Here is an 18,816-nt window from a genome sequence, read left to right as displayed (position 1 = left end):
CTTGTTTATATGACTTGTCTATCTATATGGAAAGATAAGTAAAGCGCCGAATTAGCATTGTTTGGAGATTAACAATGATTCAGATGCAAACGGTACTTGATGTAGCCGATAATAGTGGAGCTCGAAGAATTCTTTGTATTAAGGTTCTTGGTGGTTCTCATAGAAGATATGCTCGTGTGGGTGATATCATCAAATGTAGCATCAGAGAAGCTATACCTCGCGGTAAAGTAAAAAAAGGTGACGTTTATAATGCTGTTGTTGTTCGCACAACAAAAGGTGTTCGTCGTCCTGATGGTTCTTTGATTCGTTTTGATAGTAATGCAGCAGTTTTATTAAATGCAGCACATCAGCCTATCGGTACACGGATCTTTGGTCCAGTTACCCGTGAACTACGTAATGAAAAGTTCATGAAAATTATTTCATTAGCACCTGAAGTTCTTTAATTAATTTTATCGTCCACTTATTATAAGCGGGCTATAAATGGTTAGTTAAATTATTATTAGATGCACTTTAGTGATGATATCACCTGATGATCTTGAGGTTTAAGATTACTCGGGAGTGATCACTGCTAAAAAGACGTAAGAGAGAAAGTGATGCGTAAGTTAAGAACAGGTGATGAAGTTATTGTTATCGCCGGAAAAGATAAAGGAAAACGCGGTCAGGTTGACTCGTTTGTTGGCGAAAACCGGTTAATCATACCGAATGTAAATATCGCTAAAAAACACGTCAAAGCTAACCCCAATGCTGGAGAAGCTGGAGGCATAATCGATAAAGCTATGCCTTTGAACATCTCCAATGTAGCAATTTTTAATGCTGCCACGGGTAAAGCTGACCGAGTAGGTATTAAGTTCTTGGAAGACGGCAAAAAAGTCCGTTTTTACAAGTCAAACAATGAAGTGATTGCGTAAGTAATTATTTCATTGATGACGCAACAGATTCTTAGTCATCCTTACTAAATTCGAAGTAGGACAAGTTCAAAAATGGCAACTTTACAAACGTTTTATAAAGACACAGTTGTAGCTCAGCTACAAAAGGAATTCAATTACAAAAGTGTAATGGAAGTTCCTAAGATCACCAAGATCACCCTGAATATGGGTCTTGGTGAAGCAATTGGTGACAAAAAGATTATTGAGCACGCAGTAGGCGATATGACCAAGATATCCGGTCAAAAACCTGTTGTGACCAAAGCTAGAAAATCTATCGCTGGATTCAAAATTCGTGATGATTATCCTATTGGTTGCAAAGTAACTTTGCGCAGAGAAAGAATGTATGAATTTCTTGAGCGCTTGATCAGTATTTCTATTCCTCGTATCCGTGACTTCCGTGGTTTAAACCCCAAGTCATTTGATGGTCGTGGTAACTATAGTATGGGTGTGAAAGAACAAATCATTTTCCCTGAAATAGATTATGACAAAATTGATAAGATACGCGGTATGGATATTACTATTACTACAACCGCAAAAACCAATGACGAAGCCAAAGCTTTATTAAAAGCCTTTAGCTTCCCATTGAAAGCTGAAGCAGAAGCAAAAGGATAGTCAGATGGCCAAACAATCAATGATTCAACGCGAATTAAAACGCGAAAAGATGGTTGCTAAATATGCTGCTAAACGTGCTGCATTAAAAGCGGCTATGTCCGATCCCAAAGCAAGCTATGAAGAACAAATGGCAGCGCGTGAGAAATTTAACGCCCTACCAAGAAACTCTTCTCCAGTTCGTCTGCGTAATCGCTGTCGTATTACAGGTCGTCCACATGGTTATTTCCGTAAGTTTGGTATGTCAAGAAACAAACTACGCGAGCACACCATGAAGGGAGATGTCCCAGGTTTGCGTAAAGCCAGCTGGTAATCGACGATTAGATTCAGGAATTAGGAGAAAGTTATGAGCATGAGTGATCCAATTGCAGATATGCTAACTCGCATAAGAAATGCATTAGCTGCAAACAAAGTAAACGTATCCATGCCTTCATCTAAAATGAAGGTTGCTATCACTAAAGTTTTGGAAGACGAAGGTTTCGTTCTTTCACACAAAGTGAGCGATGGTAGCAAGCCAGTTCTAACCATTGACTTGAAATATTTTCAGGGCAAACCAGTTATTGAACTGATCAAAAGAGCCAGCAGACCCGGTCTTAGACAATATAAGTCAGCTAATGACATTCCAACTGTTTGGGATGGCTTAGGTGTTTCTATTGTTTCTACTTCTAAAGGTATTATGACTAATACTGCAGCTAAAAATATTGGACAAGGTGGCGAAGTATTGTGTTTCGTAGCATAAGCTAACATGCTTATGTCTGGGGAAACTGGAATCTAGCAGATTCTAAGTCTCCTTAATATGAAATCAAGAATTATGACACTATAAGGTGAATATATGTCTAGAGTAACAAAGCCGGTAGCAATTCCTTCCGGTGTTGAAGTCTCCCTTAACGGGCAAGAGGTTTCAGTCAAAGGAACTAAGGGTCAATTGCAAATGAATTTAAACACAGCAGTTGAACTAACACTTGAAGATGGCAGCGCTGCGTTTAAGCCTGTTGATCCGAAAGATAAACAAGGTGATGCATTGACCGGTACTATGAAGTCAATCGTTACCAATATGATGACCGGAGTGAGTGTTGGGTTCGAAAAGAAACTTACACTCATCGGTGTTGGTTATAGAGCAAAAGCACAGGGCAACAAAGTTGATTTGACCCTGGGCTTTTCTCATCCTGTAGAACACCAGTTACCTGAAGGTATCACTGCAGAAACACCTAGTCAGACTGAAATCATTATCAGAGGAATTGATAAACAGAAAGTAGGTCAAACTGCTGCTGATATTCGTTCCTATCGTCCACCTGAGCCTTATAAAGGTAAGGGTGTTCGTTATGCTGATGAGCATGTTGCTCGTAAAGAAGCTAAGAAGAAGTAGAGGCGGCTGTAATGGATAAAAAAGAAAAACGTATACGTCGTTCTCGCAGAGCGCGTGCAAAGATAAGAGAGTTAGCGGTTAATCGTCTGACTATTCATAAAACACCTAGACATATTTATGCTCAAGTGATTGCGCCTAATGGTTCTGAAGTGATTGCTGCTGTGAGTACTGCTCAAGCAACGATTAAAGCAGAAGTCAAATATACGGGTAATTGTGATGCTGCAACTGTAGTGGGTAAGGCCATTGCAGAAAAAGCAAAAGCAGCCGGCATTACGAAAGTCGCATTCGATAGAAGTGGTTTTAAATACCATGGACGTGTCAAGTCACTAGCTGATGCAGTTCGTGAAAATGGTCTGGAATTTTAAGGGTAATATCATGGCTGGAAAAAACCAAGCAAGAGAAAAACAAACAGACGATTTGATCGAAAAGCTGATCAACGTGAATCGTGTTGCAAAAGTTGTTAAAGGTGGTCGAGTTTTCGGATTCGCAGCTCTGACAGTTGTCGGTGATGGTAATGGTCGTGTTGGCTTTGGTCGCGGTAAAGCGAAAGAAGTACCAGCGGCAATTCAAAAGGCAATGGAAAATGCTCGTCGTAACCTGGTTAAAGTGCCTGTTAAAGATGGTACTTTACAATATGGTTTGTACGGAGTTGAAGGTGCGGCGCGTGTTTACATGAAGCCCGCATCTGAAGGTACAGGTATTATTGCTGGTGGTGCAATGCGTGCAGTGTTCGAAGCTGTTGGTATTCGCAACGTGTTAGCAAAATGTATTGGTACACAGAATCCAATCAACGTGGTTCGCGCAACAATTACTGGTTTATCAGAAATGCGTTCACCAGACTTTATTGCTGCTAAACGTGGCAAGACCGTTGAAGAAGTCACTGGTTAAATAACAGGTAACAATGATGTCAAAGACAATTAAAGTAACTCTAATTAAGAGTATTAATGGTCGACTGAAAGCACATAAAGCCTGTGTTGCCGGTCTTGGCCTAAGAAGAATTAACCACACTGTTGAAGTTATCGATACCCCGGAAAACCGTGGTATGGTCAACAAGGTGTCCTATCTATTAAAAGTTGAGGACTAAGATAATGTATCTTAATTCACTAAAACCTGCTGCAGGTTCGAATAAAACGGGAAAGCGAGTTGGTCGTGGTATCGGATCTGGTACAGGCAAGACTTGTGGACGCGGTCATAAAGGTCAGAAGTCACGTTCTGGTGGTAAAGTAATGGTCGGTTTTGAAGGTGGTCAAATGCCTTTACAAAAGCGTCTACCTAAAGTCGGCTTTTCATCACGTGTGAGCATTATTACTGATGAAATTCGTTTACACGAATTAAACCGTTTTGATGGTGTTGTTGATATAGAAGTGCTGAAAAAAGCTAATCTAGTCAATAAAAACATTAAACGTGTCAAAGTATTTGCTTCAGGTGAACTGACTAAGGCGGTTACTCTTAAAGGTCTTAAAGTCTCTAAGGGTGCGCGTGCAGCAATTGAAGCTGCCGGTGGTAAAATCGAAGATTAAGTTAATCTTCGTTTTATAACAATTTTAGTCAAAATTATTTGAAGAAAAGGGACGATTTGTGGCAGCATCAGCAGCGCAATTGGCCAGTTCACTAGGAGGCGGTAAACTCTCTGAGTTAAAAAACCGCCTTCTTTTTGTTCTTGGTGCATTATTAGTTTTTCGTATAGGAACCTATATTCCAGTTCCTGGTATTAATCCAGATGCACTTGCTACTTTATTTGATCAGCAACGTGACTCCATCTTAGGCATGTTTAATATGTTCTCAGGTGGTGCTTTGGAGAGACTTTCAGTCTTTGCTCTGGGGATTATGCCTTATATTTCTGCTTCGATTATCGTTCAACTTATGACCAAGGTAATCCCTACACTTGAGCAATTGAGTAAAGAAGGTCAGTCAGGAAAAAGAAAAATTACCCAATACACACGTATTGGTACTGTTTGTCTGGCAACATTCCAGGCATTAGGTGTTGCAATCACCCTTGAAAGTCAGACTGCTGGTGCGACCAACGTAGTAGTTGACCCAGGTATGATTTTTAGAATTTCAACAGTGGCAACACTGGTTACAGGTACGATGTTTTTGATGTGGCTAGGTGAGCAGATCACGGAACGCGGTATTGGTAATGGTATTTCATTGATTATTTTTGCCGGTATTGTGGCTGGTTTACCTAGCGCCTTAGGTGGTACATTCTCTTTACAGAGTGAAGGTGCAATTTCTTCTGGCGTGTTATTGCTACTCATCTTAATCATCATTGCAGTGACTGCATTTGTGGTATTTGTTGAGCGAGCCCAGCGCCGAATAACGGTCAATTATGCAAAACGACAACAAGGTAAAAAGATGTATGCTGCGCAATCATCTCACCTACCTTTGAAAGTGAATATGGCGGGAGTTATTCCACCTATTTTTGCTTCAAGTATTATTTTGTTCCCGGCGACGATTGGTAAGTTATTTGCTAATTCAGAAGGGATGGGTTGGATGCAGACAATGGCAGACGCTATTTCTCCAGGACAACCTTTATATGTATTGTTTTATGCTTTAGGTATTTTCTTCTTTTGTTTTTTCTATACTGCGATTATGTTTAATCCCAGAGAAACAGCGGATAACCTAAAGAAATCAGGTGCTTTTATTCCGGGTATTAGACCGGGTGAAAATACATCACGTTTTATTGATGCCATTATGAGTCGTTTAACACTCATTGGTGCAGTTTATATTACCGGTGTTTGCTTGCTACCTGAATTTTTAATACTTAACTGGAATGTACCATTTTATTTTGGTGGTACATCCTTATTGATTATTGTTGTTGTTACTATGGACTTTATGGCACAAATTCAAACCTACATCATGTCACATCAGTATGAAGGTCTAATGAAGAAAGCCAACCTGAAAAAAGGTTCTAAAAAGTAGTTAGTAGCACATTATAAAGAATTACGATTTAAATTTTTAGAGGTGTATTATGAAAGTACGTGCTTCAGTGAAAAAGATTTGCAGAAATTGCAAAATTATCAAACGTAAAGGCGTAGTACGCGTCATCTGTTCAGATGGCCGTCACAAACAACGTCAGGGTTAATTTTTAACCTGGTATTATGTTTTTTTAAATAATTAATCCTAACCCGATTAATTTTAAATACTGTCATATCAATTAATCTTTAGAGTTTAAAAGGTTTCTGATTGACAGACCTAATGAGGGCGCGTATACTTACGCGCTCTTTGTATTACTATTAGATTGATGGGAGTGCCTTTATGGCTCGTATTGCTGGTGTAAATGTTCCAGATAGAAAACATGCAGTTATTGCGTTAACATCGATTTATGGAATTGGAAGAACCCGTTCAACTCAAATTTTAGAAAAAGCCGGTATTGCTGGTGATACTAAAATTGACACTTTATCCGAAGCGCAGTTAGATGCAATTCGTGGTTTTGTGGGTGAGTTCAGTGTAGAAGGTGATCTACGACGTGAAACGTCTATGAACATCAAACGCTTGATGGACATGGGTTGTTACCGTGGTTTAAGACACCGTAGAAGTTTACCTCTACGCGGTCAGCGTACTAAAACGAATGCTAGAACACGTAAGGGTCCTAGAAAACCAATTCGTAAGTAAGCTTTTACCACGAGCCAATCCGTAAATCGTAAATGAATAATTTGCGAATTAACACGAACTGATTGTTAATTGAGCTGCCTTAGTAAACTGTTTTATCAAATAAACAGCCATTGGTAACAAGTGTTACCAATAAAATAACTAATACTATGCAACTAAATAGATGCTCAATTAAGTTTCATTTATTATATCCCGAATTGATTATTTCAAAAGGGATCAAAATGTAGGTACAACTATGGCTAAACCAAGTCGTTCACGTAAGAAAGTAAAACGTACAGTTGTTGATGGCATTGCACATATACATGCATCCTTCAATAACACTATTATCACAATCACAGACCGTCAGGGTAATGCTCTGTCTTGGGCTACCGCTGGTGGCTCTGGTTTCCGTGGTTCAAGAAAAAGTACCCCTTTTGCAGCACAGGTTGCTGCTGAAAGAGCGGGCAAAATCACCCTTGAAATGGGTATGAAAAATCTTGACGTGAATGTTAAAGGTCCTGGTCCTGGTCGTGAATCTGCAGTTCGTGCATTCAATGCCTTGGGTTATAAAATTAATAGTATTACAGATGTGACACCGATTCCACATAACGGTTGTCGTCCATCTAAGAAACGTCGTGTATAGGGTAGGGAGATAAATAATGGCTAGATATATCGGACCAACTTGTAAATTAGCACGTCGTGAAAAAACTGATTTAGGTCTTAAAAGTGGCTTACGTTCACTGGATTCAAAATGTAACATGGAACAGCCTCCTGGCGTTCATGGTGCAGGCCGTGGTCGCTTAAGCGAATTCGGACTTCAGTTACGTGAAAAACAAAAAGTAAAAAGAATCTATGGTGTTCTGGAAAAACAATTCAGAAATTACTATAAAAAAGCATCAGGTCAAAAGGGTGCTACGGGTGAAAACCTGTTAAAACTTCTTGAGCAACGTCTCGATAACGTTGTTTATCGTATGGGTTTTGGCTCTACACGTGCAGAAGCAAGACAATTGGTCGGTCATAAAGCCATTGTTGTTAATGGTCAGACTGTTAATGTCGCTTCTTTTTGCTGTAAGCCGGGTGATGTTATTTCCATACGTGAAAAAGCAAAAAAACAACAACGCGTTAAAGATGCTCTAGAACTACGCAAGCAACGTGAAACTGATGAGTGGATTGCTGTTGATGAAAAATCAATGGAAGGTACCTTTAAATCCATTCCTGAACGTGCTGATTTACCAAGCGAAATTCAAGAAAATCTAATTGTGGAATTATACTCTAAGTAATTCTACTTTTTGTAAAAAGCACTATATCATCCTGGCTTTATTGCAGGGTGCTATTGGTGCTTTTGTCGTTCAAATAAACTTAAAATGCTATGAGGACACTTCATGCAGGACTCTGTATCACAGTTTCTAAGACCTAAACTGGTTGATGTACAACAATATTCAGAAAATCATGCGAAAGTAGTTTTGGAACCTCTCGAACGTGGTTTCGGACATACTTTGGGTAACTCATTGCGTCGCATCTTACTTTCTTCAATGACTGGTGCTTGCATCCATGAAGTTGAAATAGATGGTGTATTGCACGAGTATTCGAGCATGGAAGGCGTGCAGGAAGATGTGATTGAAATCTTGCTGAACCTTAAGGGTGTTGCAATTGTTTTAAATAATCGTGATGAAGTTGAGCTTAGCTTGACTAAGAAAGGTCCTGGTATAGTTACTGCGGCTGATATCGCTTTGGATCATGATGTTGAAATCATCAATCCTGATCACGTTATTTGTAACCTATCCTCAGGTGCTGAAATTTCTATGAAATTACGCATCAATAAGGGAATTGGTTACCATCCTTCAAATGCACGTACTAATGCTGAAGAGTCAGATACTGTTATCGGTCGCTTACAATTAGATGCAAGCTATAGTCCGGTTATCAAAGTTTCTTATTCCGTTGAAAGTGCCCGTGTTGAACAGCGTACTAATCTGGATAAATTAATTATTGATTTAGAAACAAACGGTACGATTGATCCAGAAGAAGCAATTAAACATGCTGCGACTATTCTTACTGACCAACTGTCTTCTTTCGTTAATCTGAATGTGCGTGAAGCAGAAGCACCAGAAGAGAAAGAGCCTGAAATTGACCCAATTCTATTACGTCCAATTGATGATCTAGAATTGACTGTTCGTTCAGCAAACTGTTTGAAAGCAGAACAAATTTACTTCATTGGTGATCTGATTCAGAGAACTGAAGTTGAATTGTTGAAGACACCTAACCTAGGTAAGAAGTCTTTAACTGAAATTAAAGATGTACTTGCTTCTAAGGGCTTAAGTCTTGGTATTAAATTAGAAAACTGGCCACCTGCTATCCTTAAGGACAGCACTAAGTTATAAGCTGGTTGTTTTTTAAGTTTTAAAAATCTATGTAAATAGTGTTTACAGTTACTTTGATTCAGTGCATGTTTTTATTCACTGGGTGCTGTGAATTAGTAAAAGGGTTTTATCATGCGTCATCGCCATAGTGGTCGTCAATTAAATCGTAATAGCTCACATCGTAAAGCGATGTTTAGAAATATGTGTGTTTCTTTGTTACGCCACGAAATTATTAGAACAACTTTGCCTAAGGCAAAAGAACTGCGTCGTTTTGTTGAACCATTGATTACTCGTGGTAAATCTGACAGCGTTGCTAACCGTCGTATCATTTTTGCTCGTACTCGTGATAGCGAAATTACAGCAAAATTATTCACTGAGATTGGTCCTCGATATGAAGATCGCCCAGGTGGTTATGTACGTGTCTTGAAATGTGGTTTCCGTAAGGGTGACCGTGCACCAATGGCTTATGTAGAATTGGTTGACCGTCCTATCATCGAAGATGAAGAAGAAGACGATATTGAAGAAATTGATGAATAAATAAGTTTCACTGACTTAATGTTCTAGCCTGTAAGGGCATAAAAACCGGGCTTGCTCGGTTTTTTTATGCCTGATAAATATTCTATGAGACTTTAAACTTGATGCGCTTCGTACCTCAGCAGCATCCTACAAATCTACCTAGTCAAATTTATATGGAATGTAGGATGCTGCTGAGGTACGAAGCGCATCTTCAACATCATAAACTAAGTTGAGATTATCTATAAATAACTCTTCAAATACTGTCCTGTATAAGATTTCTTATTCTTAATTAATTTTTCTGGTGTGGTACAAGCAATCACTGTCCCTCCCTTGTTACCACCCTCAGGTTGATGTGTCAACACTTTTCCGGACAGTTTTCTAAATATTTTTTTGGCTGTTTCAAGTGATTTTTGTCATTTTGTATTTCCTATCATTTTAGTTTCTCATGTTAACTTTAAACAGATGAAGAGAAAGGGCTTTGCCCTCTGGAACGATAGAGCCGTTCCATTCACCCAAGGTATTTTCACAACGGTAATGATCCTGTTACAATATCTTCACGGCACAGGCTGAGGAGCCGATGGCCGTCAACGGTAATGGGCGGCATTTATGTCGCCTTTTACCCCTCTTCAATCAATCGATTTAAGCTATTTCCTGCTGTATTTCATAATCGACTGGTGACAAATAATCATTAGCCGAATGAAGTCGCTCCCGATTATAAAATACCTCAATATATTCAAATATTGCCTGCTTTGCTTCTACTCTGGTTTTGAATCGACAATGGTGCGTCAATTCAGTTTTCAAACTATGAAAGAAGCTCTCTGATACAGCATTGTCCCAGCAATTTCCTTTGCGGCTCATAGACTGAATTATGTTATGATCCGACAATATTTTTCTATGACTATCAGAGGCATATTGGCTACCTCGGTCAGTATGCCAAAGCAATCCATCCATTGGTTTACGCTTCCATATGGCCATCAGTAAAGCATCATTGACTAGCTTGGCTTTCATTCGCTCATCCATCGACCAGCCAACAATTTGCCTAGAGAATAAGTCAATGACAACCGCTAAATATAACCAGCCTTCCTTGGTGGCAATATAGGTAATATCACCCACATAGTAGCGATCAGGTTGAGAGACAGTAAACTCTCTTTCCAGTAAATTTGGAGATATACGCTTATTATGCTTGGAATTAGTCGTCGCTTTAAAGCGTCTCTTCGTTTTACAAAACAAACCGGCTTTTTTCATTAATCGACCAATTCTCCGGCGGCTTATATGAACGCCTTTTTCAGCCAGTTTTCTTTTTAAGACGACGGGTTCCATAAGTCTTGCGACTGTCTTCAAACAGTTTTTTAGCTGCTCAGTAAGCGCTTCATTTTCTTTCTCTCTATCCGTTTTAGGAGAGCTAACCCAATCATAATAGCAACTACGGGAAACATCCATAAAACGGCACAGAATCGTTACCGGGTAATCTTTAGCCTGATCAGTTATCCATGCGTACTTCACAAAGTTTCCCTTGCAAAGTACGCTGTGGCCTTTTTAATAAATCACGCTCCTGAATCACTTTTGCCAATTCTTTTTTCAGACGTTTTACTTCATCATAAATGTGTTCATCACTTCTATTGGCTACCGTCTTCACCGGTTTGGAATATTTACTGATCCAGGTATGTAGAGTATTTACATTAACACCTAGCTCCCTGGCAGTCTGAGAAACGGGTTGATCCGTCTCATTAGCTAATTTGACAGCTGATTCTTTAAATTCTGATGTATAGCTTTTATTCGGTTTTTTTGTTTGATCATTCATTTTAGGTCACACTTTTTATTTTTTAGTTATTTTAAGTTGTGTGTCCGGTTAAGTATAGCCACATTACACCATCACCCTGACATGCTTCACAGCGTCCACCTTTGACATTGAAACTAAAGCGTCCAGGGGTATAACCACGAGAACGTGCCTCATTAGTTGCAGTGAAAAGATCACGAATAGAAGTGAATAAGCCAGTATAAGTGGCAGGATTTGAACGAGGCGTGCGACCAATGGGGCTTTGATTAATATCAATCACCTTATCGAAATGTCCTATGCCCTCAATTGATTTAAAAGGGGCAGGAGAGGTGTTGGCACGATTAAGCTTGGCTGCTGAATAAAGATAAAGAGTATCGTTAATAAGGGTTGATTTACCTGAGCCAGAGACGCCGGTCACAACGGTTAATAGACCCACAGGGATGGTCACTTTGACATTTTTTAAATTGTTTCCTGATGCTCCGGTGATTGTTAATACACGTTCAAGATCAGCCTTAGTACGTTCTTTAGGCACAATAATGCCATCCGTACCATTTAAAAATTGTGCAGTAATGGATTTTTTATTTTTTAAAATATCCTCCAATGTCCCTTGAGCAATGATCTCACCGCCATGAATTCCTGCACCAGGGCCAATATCCACAATATGATCAGCAGCACGAATTGCATCTTCATCATGTTCGACAACAATAACGGTATTGCCCAGATCGCGAAGATAGATAAGCGTATTCAGTAAGCGCTGGTTATCACGTTGATGTAAGCCAATGGAAGGTTCATCAAGGATATACATTACCCCAACGAGTCCCGCTCCTATTTGGCTGGCTAAACGAATACGTTGAGCTTCACCACCCGATAGTGTTTCTGCTCGACGATCAAGGCTCAGGTACTCAAGCCCGACATTCATTAAAAAATCCAGTCGTTGAGAAATTTCTATAATGATTTTTTTGGCAATTTGACCTTGTTTACCGCTTAAGTTCAAATTTTTAAAGAAATCCTGAGTTTCTGCTATGGAGAGGGCAGTGACTTGGGGCAAGGTTTTATCTTCAATAAAAACATGCCGTGCGGCGGTATTTAAGCGGCTACCATTACATTCCTGACAAGATTGTATGGTTTGATATTTACTCAGTTCTTCACGCACAACATTGGAATCTGTTTCACGATAACGACGCTGCATATTATGAATGACACCTTCAAAAGGGCCATTACGGGTGGTTTTTCTACCCTTGTCATTCACATAAACAAAATTAATGGCTTCACCCTGATTACCATAGAGGATCATTTTCTGAATCTTTTTGGGTAGATCCTGGTAGTCAGCCTCAATATCAAATTTATAATATTTGGCTAATGATGTGAGCATTTGGTAATAATAGGCATTGCGGCGATCCCAGCCACGTATTGCACCAGATGTCAGTGAAGCAGAAGGATCATGAACAACTTTGGTCGGATCAAAAAATTGATCGACACCTAGACCATCACAGCTAGGGCAAGCTCCTGCAGGATTGTTAAATGAAAATAGGCGTGGTTCTAGTTCGCTTAGATTATAACCACATTCAGGACAGGCAAATTTTGCTGAAAAAGTAATATCTTCGTGGTGAGTATCGTCCATATAAGCAATGCGGGCTATGCCATTGGATAATTCTAGGGCAGTTTCAAAAGAATCTGCCAGACGTTGCTTTAAATCAGGCCGTACTTTAAAGCGATCGATGACCACTTCAATGGTATGTTTTTTATGTAGATCCAGAGCCGGAGCATCATCCAGCTCATATAATTCTCCGTTAATGCGCGCACGAATATAGCCCTGAGACTTTAACTCATCGAACAAGCCATGATGTTCACCCTTACGTGCCTGAACAACCGGTGCGAGCAACATAAGTTTAGTGCCTTTATTTAGCTCCAGCGTTCGATCAACCATCTGACTGACGGTTTGTGCATCCAATGTTGTATTGTGCTCAGGGCAACGTGGAATGCCCGCACGGGCAAACATCAGACGCAAGTAGTCATATATTTCTGTCACTGTGCCAACGGTTGAACGAGGATTATGAGATGTTGATTTCTGCTCGATGGAAATAGCCGGTGATAAACCTTCTATGTGATCAATGTCCGGCTTTTCCATAATGGATAGAAATTGGCGAGCATAGCTGGATAATGACTCAACATAGCGGCGCTGACCTTCGGCATAAATCGTATCAAAAGCCAGAGAGGATTTTCCTGAACCTGAGAGCCCAGTGATGACAATTAATTTGTCACGCGGTAGTTCGATATCAATATTTTTTAAATTGTGGGTTCTAGCACCCTGAATTTTGATTGTGTCCATAAAAAATATAAGCAAGCCTAGTGAAAAACTGATAAAATGTTATCTTTCTTTGACATGGAATGCCGTCAAAAGATTTTTAAAATAAGTAATAGCTCAACATGTTTTAAACTCTTGTTTTAAAACCAGCACTAAGTATATGGTTACTTATTAATAACATGCTGAATGATTACACAAATTATATTGTAAATGAAAGACACTGAAATAGATAAACTTAATCCATTAGAACAACGTGCCGCAATGTCATTGGCCAGCATCTATGCATTGCGTATGCTTGGCTTGTTTATGATTTTTCCGGTGTTCTCTCTTTATGGTCAGGAGCTTGATGGCAATACGCCTTTTTTAATAGGCTTTGCGATTGGTGCCTATGGACTGACACAGGCCATCTTTCAAATTCCTTTTGGTATGCTGTCTGACAAAATTGGCCGTAAACCGGTTATCATTGTTGGCATGTTGATTTTTGCCATAGGCAGTATCGTTGCGGCTATGGCAGACTCAATTTATGGCGTAATCATTGGCCGAATTATTCAAGGCAGTGGTGCGGTGGCGGCTGCCGTTATGGCCTTGGCAGCTGATTTAAGTCGTGAAGAACAACGGCTTAAAATCATGGCTGTTATTGGCATGAGTATCGGCTTTGCCTTTGCTATTGCAATGGTATTAGGTTCGATTTTAAATGAAATGATTGGCGTAGATGGTATTTTCTGGCTCACCGCCTTATTTGCTATGCTGGGTGTCGTAGTGGTTATTTTTTGGGTACCGGATGCACCAAAAGTTTTTCATCGCGATACCCAGCCCGTGCCTGAGCAGTTTAAAAGGATTCTTGCTGATAGACAATTATTACGGCTGGATATTGGCATACTGATTTTGCACATGGTGTTAACGGCAACTTTTTTAGTGATCCCCATTGCTCTGGTCAATGAGCAGGCGGCAAATTTTCCATCGGCAGAACATTGGAAATTGTATTTGCCTGTGATGTTAGTCTCAATGTTATTGATGTTGCCCTTTATCATTATCGCCGAAAAAAAACGCCGCATGAAAGAAGTCTTTGTCGGTGCCATTGTGGTAGTTGCGCTGGCAGAAATGGGTTTTTGGGCATTTAACGATTCCTTGTATGCACTGGCTTTTTTTATACTGATTTTTTTTGCTGGCTTTAATTTACTCGAAGCATCATTGCCTTCACTTATCTCTAAAATGTCACCCTCAGAGTCGAAGGGAACTGCTATGGGGATTTATAGCACCAGCCAGTTTTTTGGCGCATTTTTAGGTGGCGTAATAGGTGGTAAATTACTGGGTTTATATGGTATAAATGGAGTCTTCCTGTTTACAATGTTTGCGATGCTTCTTTGGGCCTTAATTGCCCTGACGATGAAAAGTCCACGCTATTTAAGCAACTACATTGTTAAGCTAGGTAATATAACAACTGCAGATAAGGCAAAAGTGACTGCAGGATTGACCGGCATTTGTGGTGTAGCCGAAGCCGTCGTGATCCCAGAGGATGGTGCGGCTTATTTAAAAGTCGATTTACATGCTTTAGATCGAGCAGGACTAAAAGAATTTTCACAACGATTTTTATAATAGATTTTCACAAGAGGATGAATAATGGCTGGAGTCAATAAAGTAATTTTAGTGGGTAATTTAGGCAAAGACCCTGAGGTAAGATATACCCCCGATGGTAAAGCTATCACCAATATTACTTTGGCAACCTCAGAAACCTGGAAAGATAAAAATACCGGCCAGAAACAGGAAAGAACTGAGTGGCATCGTATTGTCTTTTTTGGCGGTTTAGCGACAATCGCTGGGGAGTATTTAAAGAAAGGTTCAAAGGTTTACGTTGAAGGGCAATTACGAACTAATAAATGGCAAGATAAAAGTGGTCAGGATCGCTACACTACGGAGATAATTGTTTCCGGTGCCGGTGGCACAATGCAAATGCTAGATAGCCGCACCGGTGGTGATACCGCTTTTGGACAACCAAACGGTGGCAATCAAAACTACCAGCAAAATCAAGCCCCTCAGCAACAAATGCAACAGCAACAAGCACCACAGCAAAATAACCAACAGAATCAGGCACCAATGCAGCAACAGCCCCAAGCCGCACCTGCCAGCCAAGCTTTTGATGAGGAATTTGATGACGATATACCCTTTTAAAAAGCACCTTATACTTAAAGTGTAAAGTTTACCTCAAAACCCTTTAACAAAGGGTTTTGTTGTTTTTGGACTGTTTAAAAAGGTTTGAATTGCCAGTCAGTTAATACTCAATGCATTACAACTGGCTACTGAGAAGAAAATCAATCATCTGCCGGATGATGTGAGCTAGGAAGCCATTGAGATCTTTAAGTGAGAATAAGATGAAATTAGGTCGAAGCAAGCCCTAGATGATAAAGCGGAACGGTACACTAAGCCATAAAGAAACCCGAAAAACACTATAAATTATATATTACTACCTATCTTTGGTATATACTTTATGTATACTCATGAGAAAATAAATGCAAATTAACTGGAATGAAGATAAAAATGAATTATTAAAGCAAACCAGAGGTGTCTGTTTTGAAGAGATTGAGTATGCAATGATGAATGATGGAATATTAGACATTATTCCCCATCACAATAAACAGAAATACCCCAATCAAGAGATAATGATTATCTCACTGAATGATTATACTTATTATGTACCATTTGTTATGAATGAAGAACAAATTTTTTTAAAAAATATTATACCGAGCAGGAAGCATCATAAAACATATAAAACTAAGGAATCATAAGATATGTATACCAAAGATGAACTTGCCATTGTTGATTACATTGAATCAGATAAACCCCAAAGTGTCGATCACCTTGAACAAAAAACTCAGCAATTAAAATCAGCGGCTAAAGCGAAATACAGCAAAAGAAAAGCCATTAATATTAAAGTCTTAGAAAGCGATATTGAACGTTTTAAAGCAAAAGCCTTATCCGAAGGTATGCCTTATCAGACATTGATCAACTCTATTTTACATAAGTACATTACCGGTCAGTTAACAGAAAAGCACTGATTGCTTATCACTTATTATTGAGCCTGAGCAATCTATACCCATGATACTTGGAAATGCAGACTTCGTTGTTTTAACTAAAAGTCTCAATCATGTAGTACTTATACGCCCAGAGTGTGCCCTTGGGGTGCATTTCCAAGTATCACGGGTATACATGAGGCCAATACCTGAATTTTTAACCACAATAAATGATGCTACAAAGTAAAAAGGTTTCTAGGTTAAAAGAAAATTTGGGAATTGTTGAGATGGAACGATTTATTATGCTGATAAACCGTGAAAAATTTGACTGTACTAAATGGAGAAAAGATCTATTTGAAGATATGGATATTGCTGACTTATCCGACAAGGCTAATGAATTTTCTAAAGGTTTATAAAATTCATTAGGTAAAGTTTTATATAGTGATGTGTCAACACTTTTCCGGACAGTTTTCTAAATATTTTTTTGGCTGTTTCAAGTGATTTTTGTCATTTTGTATTTCCTATCATTTTAGTTTCTCATGTTAACTTTAAACAGATGAAGAGAAAGGGCTTTGCCCTCTGGAACGATAGAGCCGTTCCATTCACCCAAGGTATTTTCACAACGGTAATGATCCTGTTACAATATCTTCACGGCACAGGCTGAGGAGTCGATGGCCGTCAACGGTAATGGGCGGCATTTATGTCGCCTTTTACCCCTCTTCAATCAATCGATTTAAGCTATTTCCTGCTGTATTTCATAATCGACTGGTGACAAATAATCATTAGCCGAATGAAGTCGCTCCCGATTATAAAATACCTCAATATATTCAAATATTGCCTGCTTTGCTTCTACTCTGGTTTTGAATCGACAATGGTGCGTCAATTCAGTTTTCAAACTATGAAAGAAGCTCTCTGATACAGCATTGTCCCAGCAATTTCCTTTGCGGCTCATAGACTGAATTATGTTATGATCCGACAATATTTTTCTATGACTATCAGAGGCATATTGGCTACCTCGGTCAGTATGCCAAAGCAATCCATCCATTGGTTTACGCTTCCATATGGCCATCAGTAAAGCATCATTGACTAGCTTGGCTTTCATTCGCTCATCCATCGACCAGCCAACAATTTGCCTAGAGAATAAGTCAATGACAACCGCTAAATATAACCAGCCTTCCTTGGTGGCAATATAGGTAATATCACCCACATAGTAGCGATCAGGTTGAGAGACAGTAAACTCTCTTTCCAGTAAATTTGGAGATATACGCTTATTATGCTTGGAATTAGTCGTCGCTTTAAAGCGTCTCTTCGTTTTACAAAACAAACCGGCTTTTTTCATTAATCGACCAATTCTCCGGCGGCTTATATGAACGCCTTTTTTCAGCCAGTTTTCTTTTAAGACGACGGGTTCCATAAGTCTTGCGACTGTCTTCAAACAGTTTTTTAGCTGCTCAGTAAGCGCTTCATTTTCTTTCTCTCTATCCGTTTTAGGAGAGCTAACCCAATCATAATAGCAACTACGGGAAACATCCATAAAACGGCACAGAATCGTTACCGGGTAATCTTTAGCCTGATCAGTTATCCATGCGTACTTCACAAAGTTTCCCTTGCAAAGTACGCTGTGGCCTTTTTAATAAATCACGCTCCTGAATCACTTTTGCCAATTCTTTTTTCAGACGTTTTACTTCATCATAAATGTGTTCATCACTTCTATTGGCTACCGTCTTCACCGGTTTGGAATATTTACTGATCCAGTATGTAGTAGAGTATTTACATTAACACCTAGCTCCCTGGCAGTCTGAGAAACGGGTTGATCCGTCTCATTAGCTAATTTGACAGCTGATTCTTTAAATTCTGATGTATAGCTTTTATTCGGTTTTTTTTGTTTGATCATTCATTTTAGGTCACACTTTTTATCTTTTAGTTATTTTAAGTTGTGTGTCCGGTTAAGTATAGCCACATTAATTCAGGAACTACAATATAGCATAAAAGCATTTAAAAAGTCTGTCCAATAAATATTTATAGGGCGGCCACGCTTTTTGAAACCACGCTGAAAGTGCACATAATAAACTCTTGAGTCAGCGTAGTCAGATAAAGCCATTGTGATGTGTCAACACTTTTCCGGACAGTTTTCTAAATATTTTTTTTGGCTGTTTCAAGTGATTTTTGTCATTTTGTATTTCCTATCATTTTAGTTTCTCATGTTAACTTTAAACAGATGAAGAGAAAGGGCTTTGCCCTCTGGAACGATAGAGCCGTTCCATTCACCCAAGGTATTTTCACAACGGTAATGATCCTGTTACAATATCTTCACGGCACAGGCTGAGGAGCCGATGGCCGTCAACGGTAATGGGCGGCATTTAT

28 protein-coding genes and 1 pseudogene are annotated in these 18,816 nt (G+C 39.3%); 22 read left to right on the top strand and 7 right to left on the bottom strand.

From position 1 onward, the window contains the following. Positions 1–74: 74 nt before the first annotated feature. The 17 genes from rplN (at position 75) to rplQ (ending at position 9,383) form a co-directional block, all read left to right on the top strand. On the top strand, positions 75–443 hold the full coding sequence (gene rplN, locus JEU79_RS00805) for a 50S ribosomal protein L14 (protein ID WP_198262563.1): 369 nt from the start codon (positions 75–77) through the stop codon (positions 441–443). 150 nt (positions 444–593) lie between these two features. Then, positions 594–908, top strand: coding sequence for a 50S ribosomal protein L24 (gene rplX / locus JEU79_RS00800; RefSeq protein WP_198262562.1), 315 nt, complete (start codon positions 594–596; stop codon positions 906–908). A 72-nt stretch (positions 909–980) separates the two neighbouring features. Beyond that, on the top strand, positions 981–1,538 hold the full coding sequence (gene rplE / locus JEU79_RS00795) for a 50S ribosomal protein L5 (protein WP_198262561.1): 558 nt from the start codon (positions 981–983) through the stop codon (positions 1,536–1,538). A gap of 4 nt (positions 1,539–1,542) precedes the next feature. Beyond that, complete coding sequence (gene rpsN / locus JEU79_RS00790; protein ID WP_198262560.1) at positions 1,543–1,848, top strand: 30S ribosomal protein S14; 306 nt, start codon at positions 1,543–1,545, stop codon at positions 1,846–1,848. Positions 1,849–1,881: 33 nt separating this feature from the next. Then, complete coding sequence (rpsH, locus tag JEU79_RS00785) at positions 1,882–2,274, top strand: 30S ribosomal protein S8 (RefSeq protein ID WP_198262559.1); 393 nt, start codon at positions 1,882–1,884, stop codon at positions 2,272–2,274. A 93-nt stretch (positions 2,275–2,367) separates the two neighbouring features. Continuing rightward, positions 2,368–2,901, top strand: a complete 534-nt coding sequence (gene rplF / locus JEU79_RS00780; protein WP_198262558.1) for a 50S ribosomal protein L6 — start codon at positions 2,368–2,370, stop codon at positions 2,899–2,901. A gap of 11 nt (positions 2,902–2,912) precedes the next feature. Further along, positions 2,913–3,266, top strand: coding sequence for a 50S ribosomal protein L18 (gene rplR, locus JEU79_RS00775; protein WP_198262557.1), 354 nt, complete (start codon positions 2,913–2,915; stop codon positions 3,264–3,266). Positions 3,267–3,276: 10 nt separating this feature from the next. Further along, the gene (gene rpsE / locus JEU79_RS00770; protein WP_198262556.1) at positions 3,277–3,789 is read left to right on the top strand and encodes a 30S ribosomal protein S5; all 513 of its coding nucleotides are present in this window, start codon (positions 3,277–3,279) and stop codon (positions 3,787–3,789) included. Positions 3,790–3,805: 16 nt separating this feature from the next. Next, the gene (gene rpmD / locus JEU79_RS00765; protein WP_198262555.1) at positions 3,806–3,985 is read left to right on the top strand and encodes a 50S ribosomal protein L30; all 180 of its coding nucleotides are present in this window, start codon (positions 3,806–3,808) and stop codon (positions 3,983–3,985) included. A 4-nt stretch (positions 3,986–3,989) separates the two neighbouring features. Continuing rightward, positions 3,990–4,421, top strand: a complete 432-nt coding sequence (gene rplO / locus JEU79_RS00760) for a 50S ribosomal protein L15 (RefSeq protein ID WP_198262554.1) — start codon at positions 3,990–3,992, stop codon at positions 4,419–4,421. A gap of 58 nt (positions 4,422–4,479) precedes the next feature. Beyond that, positions 4,480–5,820: a preprotein translocase subunit SecY gene (gene secY, locus JEU79_RS00755; protein ID WP_198262553.1), complete on the top strand. Its 1,341-nt coding sequence runs from the start codon at positions 4,480–4,482 to the stop codon at positions 5,818–5,820. 49 nt (positions 5,821–5,869) lie between these two features. Then, on the top strand, positions 5,870–5,983 hold the full coding sequence (rpmJ, locus tag JEU79_RS00750; protein WP_198262552.1) for a 50S ribosomal protein L36: 114 nt from the start codon (positions 5,870–5,872) through the stop codon (positions 5,981–5,983). A 173-nt stretch (positions 5,984–6,156) separates the two neighbouring features. Then, on the top strand, positions 6,157–6,513 hold the full coding sequence (gene rpsM, locus JEU79_RS00745) for a 30S ribosomal protein S13 (protein ID WP_198262551.1): 357 nt from the start codon (positions 6,157–6,159) through the stop codon (positions 6,511–6,513). Positions 6,514–6,745: 232 nt separating this feature from the next. Continuing rightward, positions 6,746–7,132, top strand: coding sequence for a 30S ribosomal protein S11 (rpsK, locus tag JEU79_RS00740; protein ID WP_198262550.1), 387 nt, complete (start codon positions 6,746–6,748; stop codon positions 7,130–7,132). A 16-nt stretch (positions 7,133–7,148) separates the two neighbouring features. Further along, complete coding sequence (rpsD, locus tag JEU79_RS00735) at positions 7,149–7,769, top strand: 30S ribosomal protein S4 (RefSeq protein WP_198262549.1); 621 nt, start codon at positions 7,149–7,151, stop codon at positions 7,767–7,769. Between the two features lie 102 nt (positions 7,770–7,871). Next, entirely contained in the window at positions 7,872–8,867 is a 996-nt protein-coding gene (locus JEU79_RS00730; RefSeq protein ID WP_198262548.1) for a DNA-directed RNA polymerase subunit alpha, read from the top strand. Between the two features lie 111 nt (positions 8,868–8,978). Next, positions 8,979–9,383: a 50S ribosomal protein L17 gene (gene rplQ, locus JEU79_RS00725; protein WP_198262547.1), complete on the top strand. Its 405-nt coding sequence runs from the start codon at positions 8,979–8,981 to the stop codon at positions 9,381–9,383. Between the two features lie 218 nt (positions 9,384–9,601). On the opposite strand, the gene JEU79_RS27235 is transcribed toward rplQ, so the two are convergent. From JEU79_RS27235 to uvrA, 4 genes and pseudogenes are all read right to left on the bottom strand, one after another. Further along, the gene (locus JEU79_RS27235) at positions 9,602–9,724 is read right to left on the bottom strand and encodes a hypothetical protein (protein ID WP_281400810.1); all 123 of its coding nucleotides are present in this window, start codon (positions 9,722–9,724) and stop codon (positions 9,602–9,604) included. Between the two features lie 277 nt (positions 9,725–10,001). Next, on the bottom strand, positions 10,002–10,865 hold the full coding sequence (locus tag JEU79_RS00720; protein WP_198263029.1) for an IS3 family transposase: 864 nt from the start codon (positions 10,863–10,865) through the stop codon (positions 10,002–10,004). Next, a complete protein-coding gene (locus tag JEU79_RS25870) occupies positions 10,843–11,163 on the bottom strand; it encodes a transposase (RefSeq protein WP_198263033.1) in 321 nt (106 codons plus the stop codon). Before JEU79_RS25870 ends, JEU79_RS00720 begins: the two co-directional genes overlap by 23 nt. 61 nt (positions 11,164–11,224) lie before the next feature. Further along, positions 11,225–13,468: pseudogene (gene uvrA / locus JEU79_RS00715) on the bottom strand (excinuclease ABC subunit UvrA); the annotation flags it as partial. A 186-nt stretch (positions 13,469–13,654) separates the two neighbouring features. Between uvrA and JEU79_RS00710 the strand changes: the two are divergent. The 5 genes from JEU79_RS00710 (at position 13,655) to JEU79_RS00690 (ending at position 16,868) form a co-directional block, all read left to right on the top strand. Then, positions 13,655–15,040, top strand: a complete 1,386-nt coding sequence (locus JEU79_RS00710; protein ID WP_198262545.1) for an MFS transporter — start codon at positions 13,655–13,657, stop codon at positions 15,038–15,040. Between the two features lie 24 nt (positions 15,041–15,064). Further along, positions 15,065–15,613: a single-stranded DNA-binding protein gene (ssb, locus tag JEU79_RS00705; protein ID WP_198262544.1), complete on the top strand. Its 549-nt coding sequence runs from the start codon at positions 15,065–15,067 to the stop codon at positions 15,611–15,613. Between the two features lie 338 nt (positions 15,614–15,951). After that, complete coding sequence (locus JEU79_RS00700; protein WP_198262543.1) at positions 15,952–16,227, top strand: BrnT family toxin; 276 nt, start codon at positions 15,952–15,954, stop codon at positions 16,225–16,227. A 3-nt stretch (positions 16,228–16,230) separates the two neighbouring features. Beyond that, entirely contained in the window at positions 16,231–16,497 is a 267-nt protein-coding gene (locus JEU79_RS00695) for a BrnA antitoxin family protein (protein ID WP_198262542.1), read from the top strand. Between the two features lie 188 nt (positions 16,498–16,685). After that, a complete protein-coding gene (locus JEU79_RS00690) occupies positions 16,686–16,868 on the top strand; it encodes a hypothetical protein (protein WP_246539880.1) in 183 nt (60 codons plus the stop codon). 317 nt (positions 16,869–17,185) lie between these two features. On the opposite strand, the gene JEU79_RS00685 is transcribed toward JEU79_RS00690, so the two are convergent. Genes JEU79_RS00685 through JEU79_RS25860 form a run of 3 tightly spaced genes read right to left on the bottom strand, consistent with a single transcriptional unit; the run spans position 17,186 to position 18,346 of the window. Continuing rightward, entirely contained in the window at positions 17,186–18,049 is an 864-nt protein-coding gene (locus JEU79_RS00685; protein ID WP_246539878.1) for an IS3 family transposase, read from the bottom strand. Further along, complete coding sequence (locus JEU79_RS25865) at positions 18,027–18,182, bottom strand: hypothetical protein (protein WP_198263364.1); 156 nt, start codon at positions 18,180–18,182, stop codon at positions 18,027–18,029. The genes JEU79_RS00685 and JEU79_RS25865 overlap by 23 nt, the downstream gene beginning before the upstream one ends. Continuing rightward, on the bottom strand, positions 18,179–18,346 hold the full coding sequence (locus JEU79_RS25860; RefSeq protein ID WP_246539876.1) for a transposase: 168 nt from the start codon (positions 18,344–18,346) through the stop codon (positions 18,179–18,181). The genes JEU79_RS25865 and JEU79_RS25860 overlap by 4 nt, the downstream gene beginning before the upstream one ends. Positions 18,347–18,816: the final 470 nt, after the last annotated feature.

Origin of the sequence: sulfur-oxidizing endosymbiont of Gigantopelta aegis (assembly GCF_016097415.1) — a bacterium.
Classification (GTDB): domain Bacteria; phylum Pseudomonadota; class Gammaproteobacteria; order GRL18; family GRL18; genus GRL18.
This window is presented reverse-complemented; position numbering and strand designations above follow the sequence as displayed.

Coding starts and splice junctions, on each gene's coding strand:
- rplN (WP_198262563.1), top strand. CDS start 75: ATGATTCAGATGCAAACGGTACTTGATGTAGCCGATAATAGTGGAGCT.
- rplX (WP_198262562.1), top strand. CDS start 594: ATGCGTAAGTTAAGAACAGGTGATGAAGTTATTGTTATCGCCGGAAAA.
- rplE (WP_198262561.1), top strand. CDS start 981: ATGGCAACTTTACAAACGTTTTATAAAGACACAGTTGTAGCTCAGCTA.
- rpsN (WP_198262560.1), top strand. CDS start 1,543: ATGGCCAAACAATCAATGATTCAACGCGAATTAAAACGCGAAAAGATG.
- rpsH (WP_198262559.1), top strand. CDS start 1,882: ATGAGCATGAGTGATCCAATTGCAGATATGCTAACTCGCATAAGAAAT.
- rplF (WP_198262558.1), top strand. CDS start 2,368: ATGTCTAGAGTAACAAAGCCGGTAGCAATTCCTTCCGGTGTTGAAGTC.
- rplR (WP_198262557.1), top strand. CDS start 2,913: ATGGATAAAAAAGAAAAACGTATACGTCGTTCTCGCAGAGCGCGTGCA.
- rpsE (WP_198262556.1), top strand. CDS start 3,277: ATGGCTGGAAAAAACCAAGCAAGAGAAAAACAAACAGACGATTTGATC.
- rpmD (WP_198262555.1), top strand. CDS start 3,806: ATGTCAAAGACAATTAAAGTAACTCTAATTAAGAGTATTAATGGTCGA.
- rplO (WP_198262554.1), top strand. CDS start 3,990: ATGTATCTTAATTCACTAAAACCTGCTGCAGGTTCGAATAAAACGGGA.
- rpmJ (WP_198262552.1), top strand. CDS start 5,870: ATGAAAGTACGTGCTTCAGTGAAAAAGATTTGCAGAAATTGCAAAATT.
- rpsM (WP_198262551.1), top strand. CDS start 6,157: ATGGCTCGTATTGCTGGTGTAAATGTTCCAGATAGAAAACATGCAGTT.
- rpsK (WP_198262550.1), top strand. CDS start 6,746: ATGGCTAAACCAAGTCGTTCACGTAAGAAAGTAAAACGTACAGTTGTT.
- rpsD (WP_198262549.1), top strand. CDS start 7,149: ATGGCTAGATATATCGGACCAACTTGTAAATTAGCACGTCGTGAAAAA.
- JEU79_RS00730 (WP_198262548.1), top strand. CDS start 7,872: ATGCAGGACTCTGTATCACAGTTTCTAAGACCTAAACTGGTTGATGTA.
- rplQ (WP_198262547.1), top strand. CDS start 8,979: ATGCGTCATCGCCATAGTGGTCGTCAATTAAATCGTAATAGCTCACAT.
- JEU79_RS25870 (WP_198263033.1), bottom strand. CDS start 11,163: ATGAATGATCAAACAAAAAAACCGAATAAAAGCTATACATCAGAATTT.
- JEU79_RS00710 (WP_198262545.1), top strand. CDS start 13,655: ATGAAAGACACTGAAATAGATAAACTTAATCCATTAGAACAACGTGCC.
- ssb (WP_198262544.1), top strand. CDS start 15,065: ATGGCTGGAGTCAATAAAGTAATTTTAGTGGGTAATTTAGGCAAAGAC.
- JEU79_RS00700 (WP_198262543.1), top strand. CDS start 15,952: ATGCAAATTAACTGGAATGAAGATAAAAATGAATTATTAAAGCAAACC.
- JEU79_RS00695 (WP_198262542.1), top strand. CDS start 16,231: ATGTATACCAAAGATGAACTTGCCATTGTTGATTACATTGAATCAGAT.
- JEU79_RS00690 (WP_246539880.1), top strand. CDS start 16,686: ATGCTACAAAGTAAAAAGGTTTCTAGGTTAAAAGAAAATTTGGGAATT.
- JEU79_RS25860 (WP_246539876.1), bottom strand. CDS start 18,346: ATGATCAAACAAAAAAAACCGAATAAAAGCTATACATCAGAATTTAAA.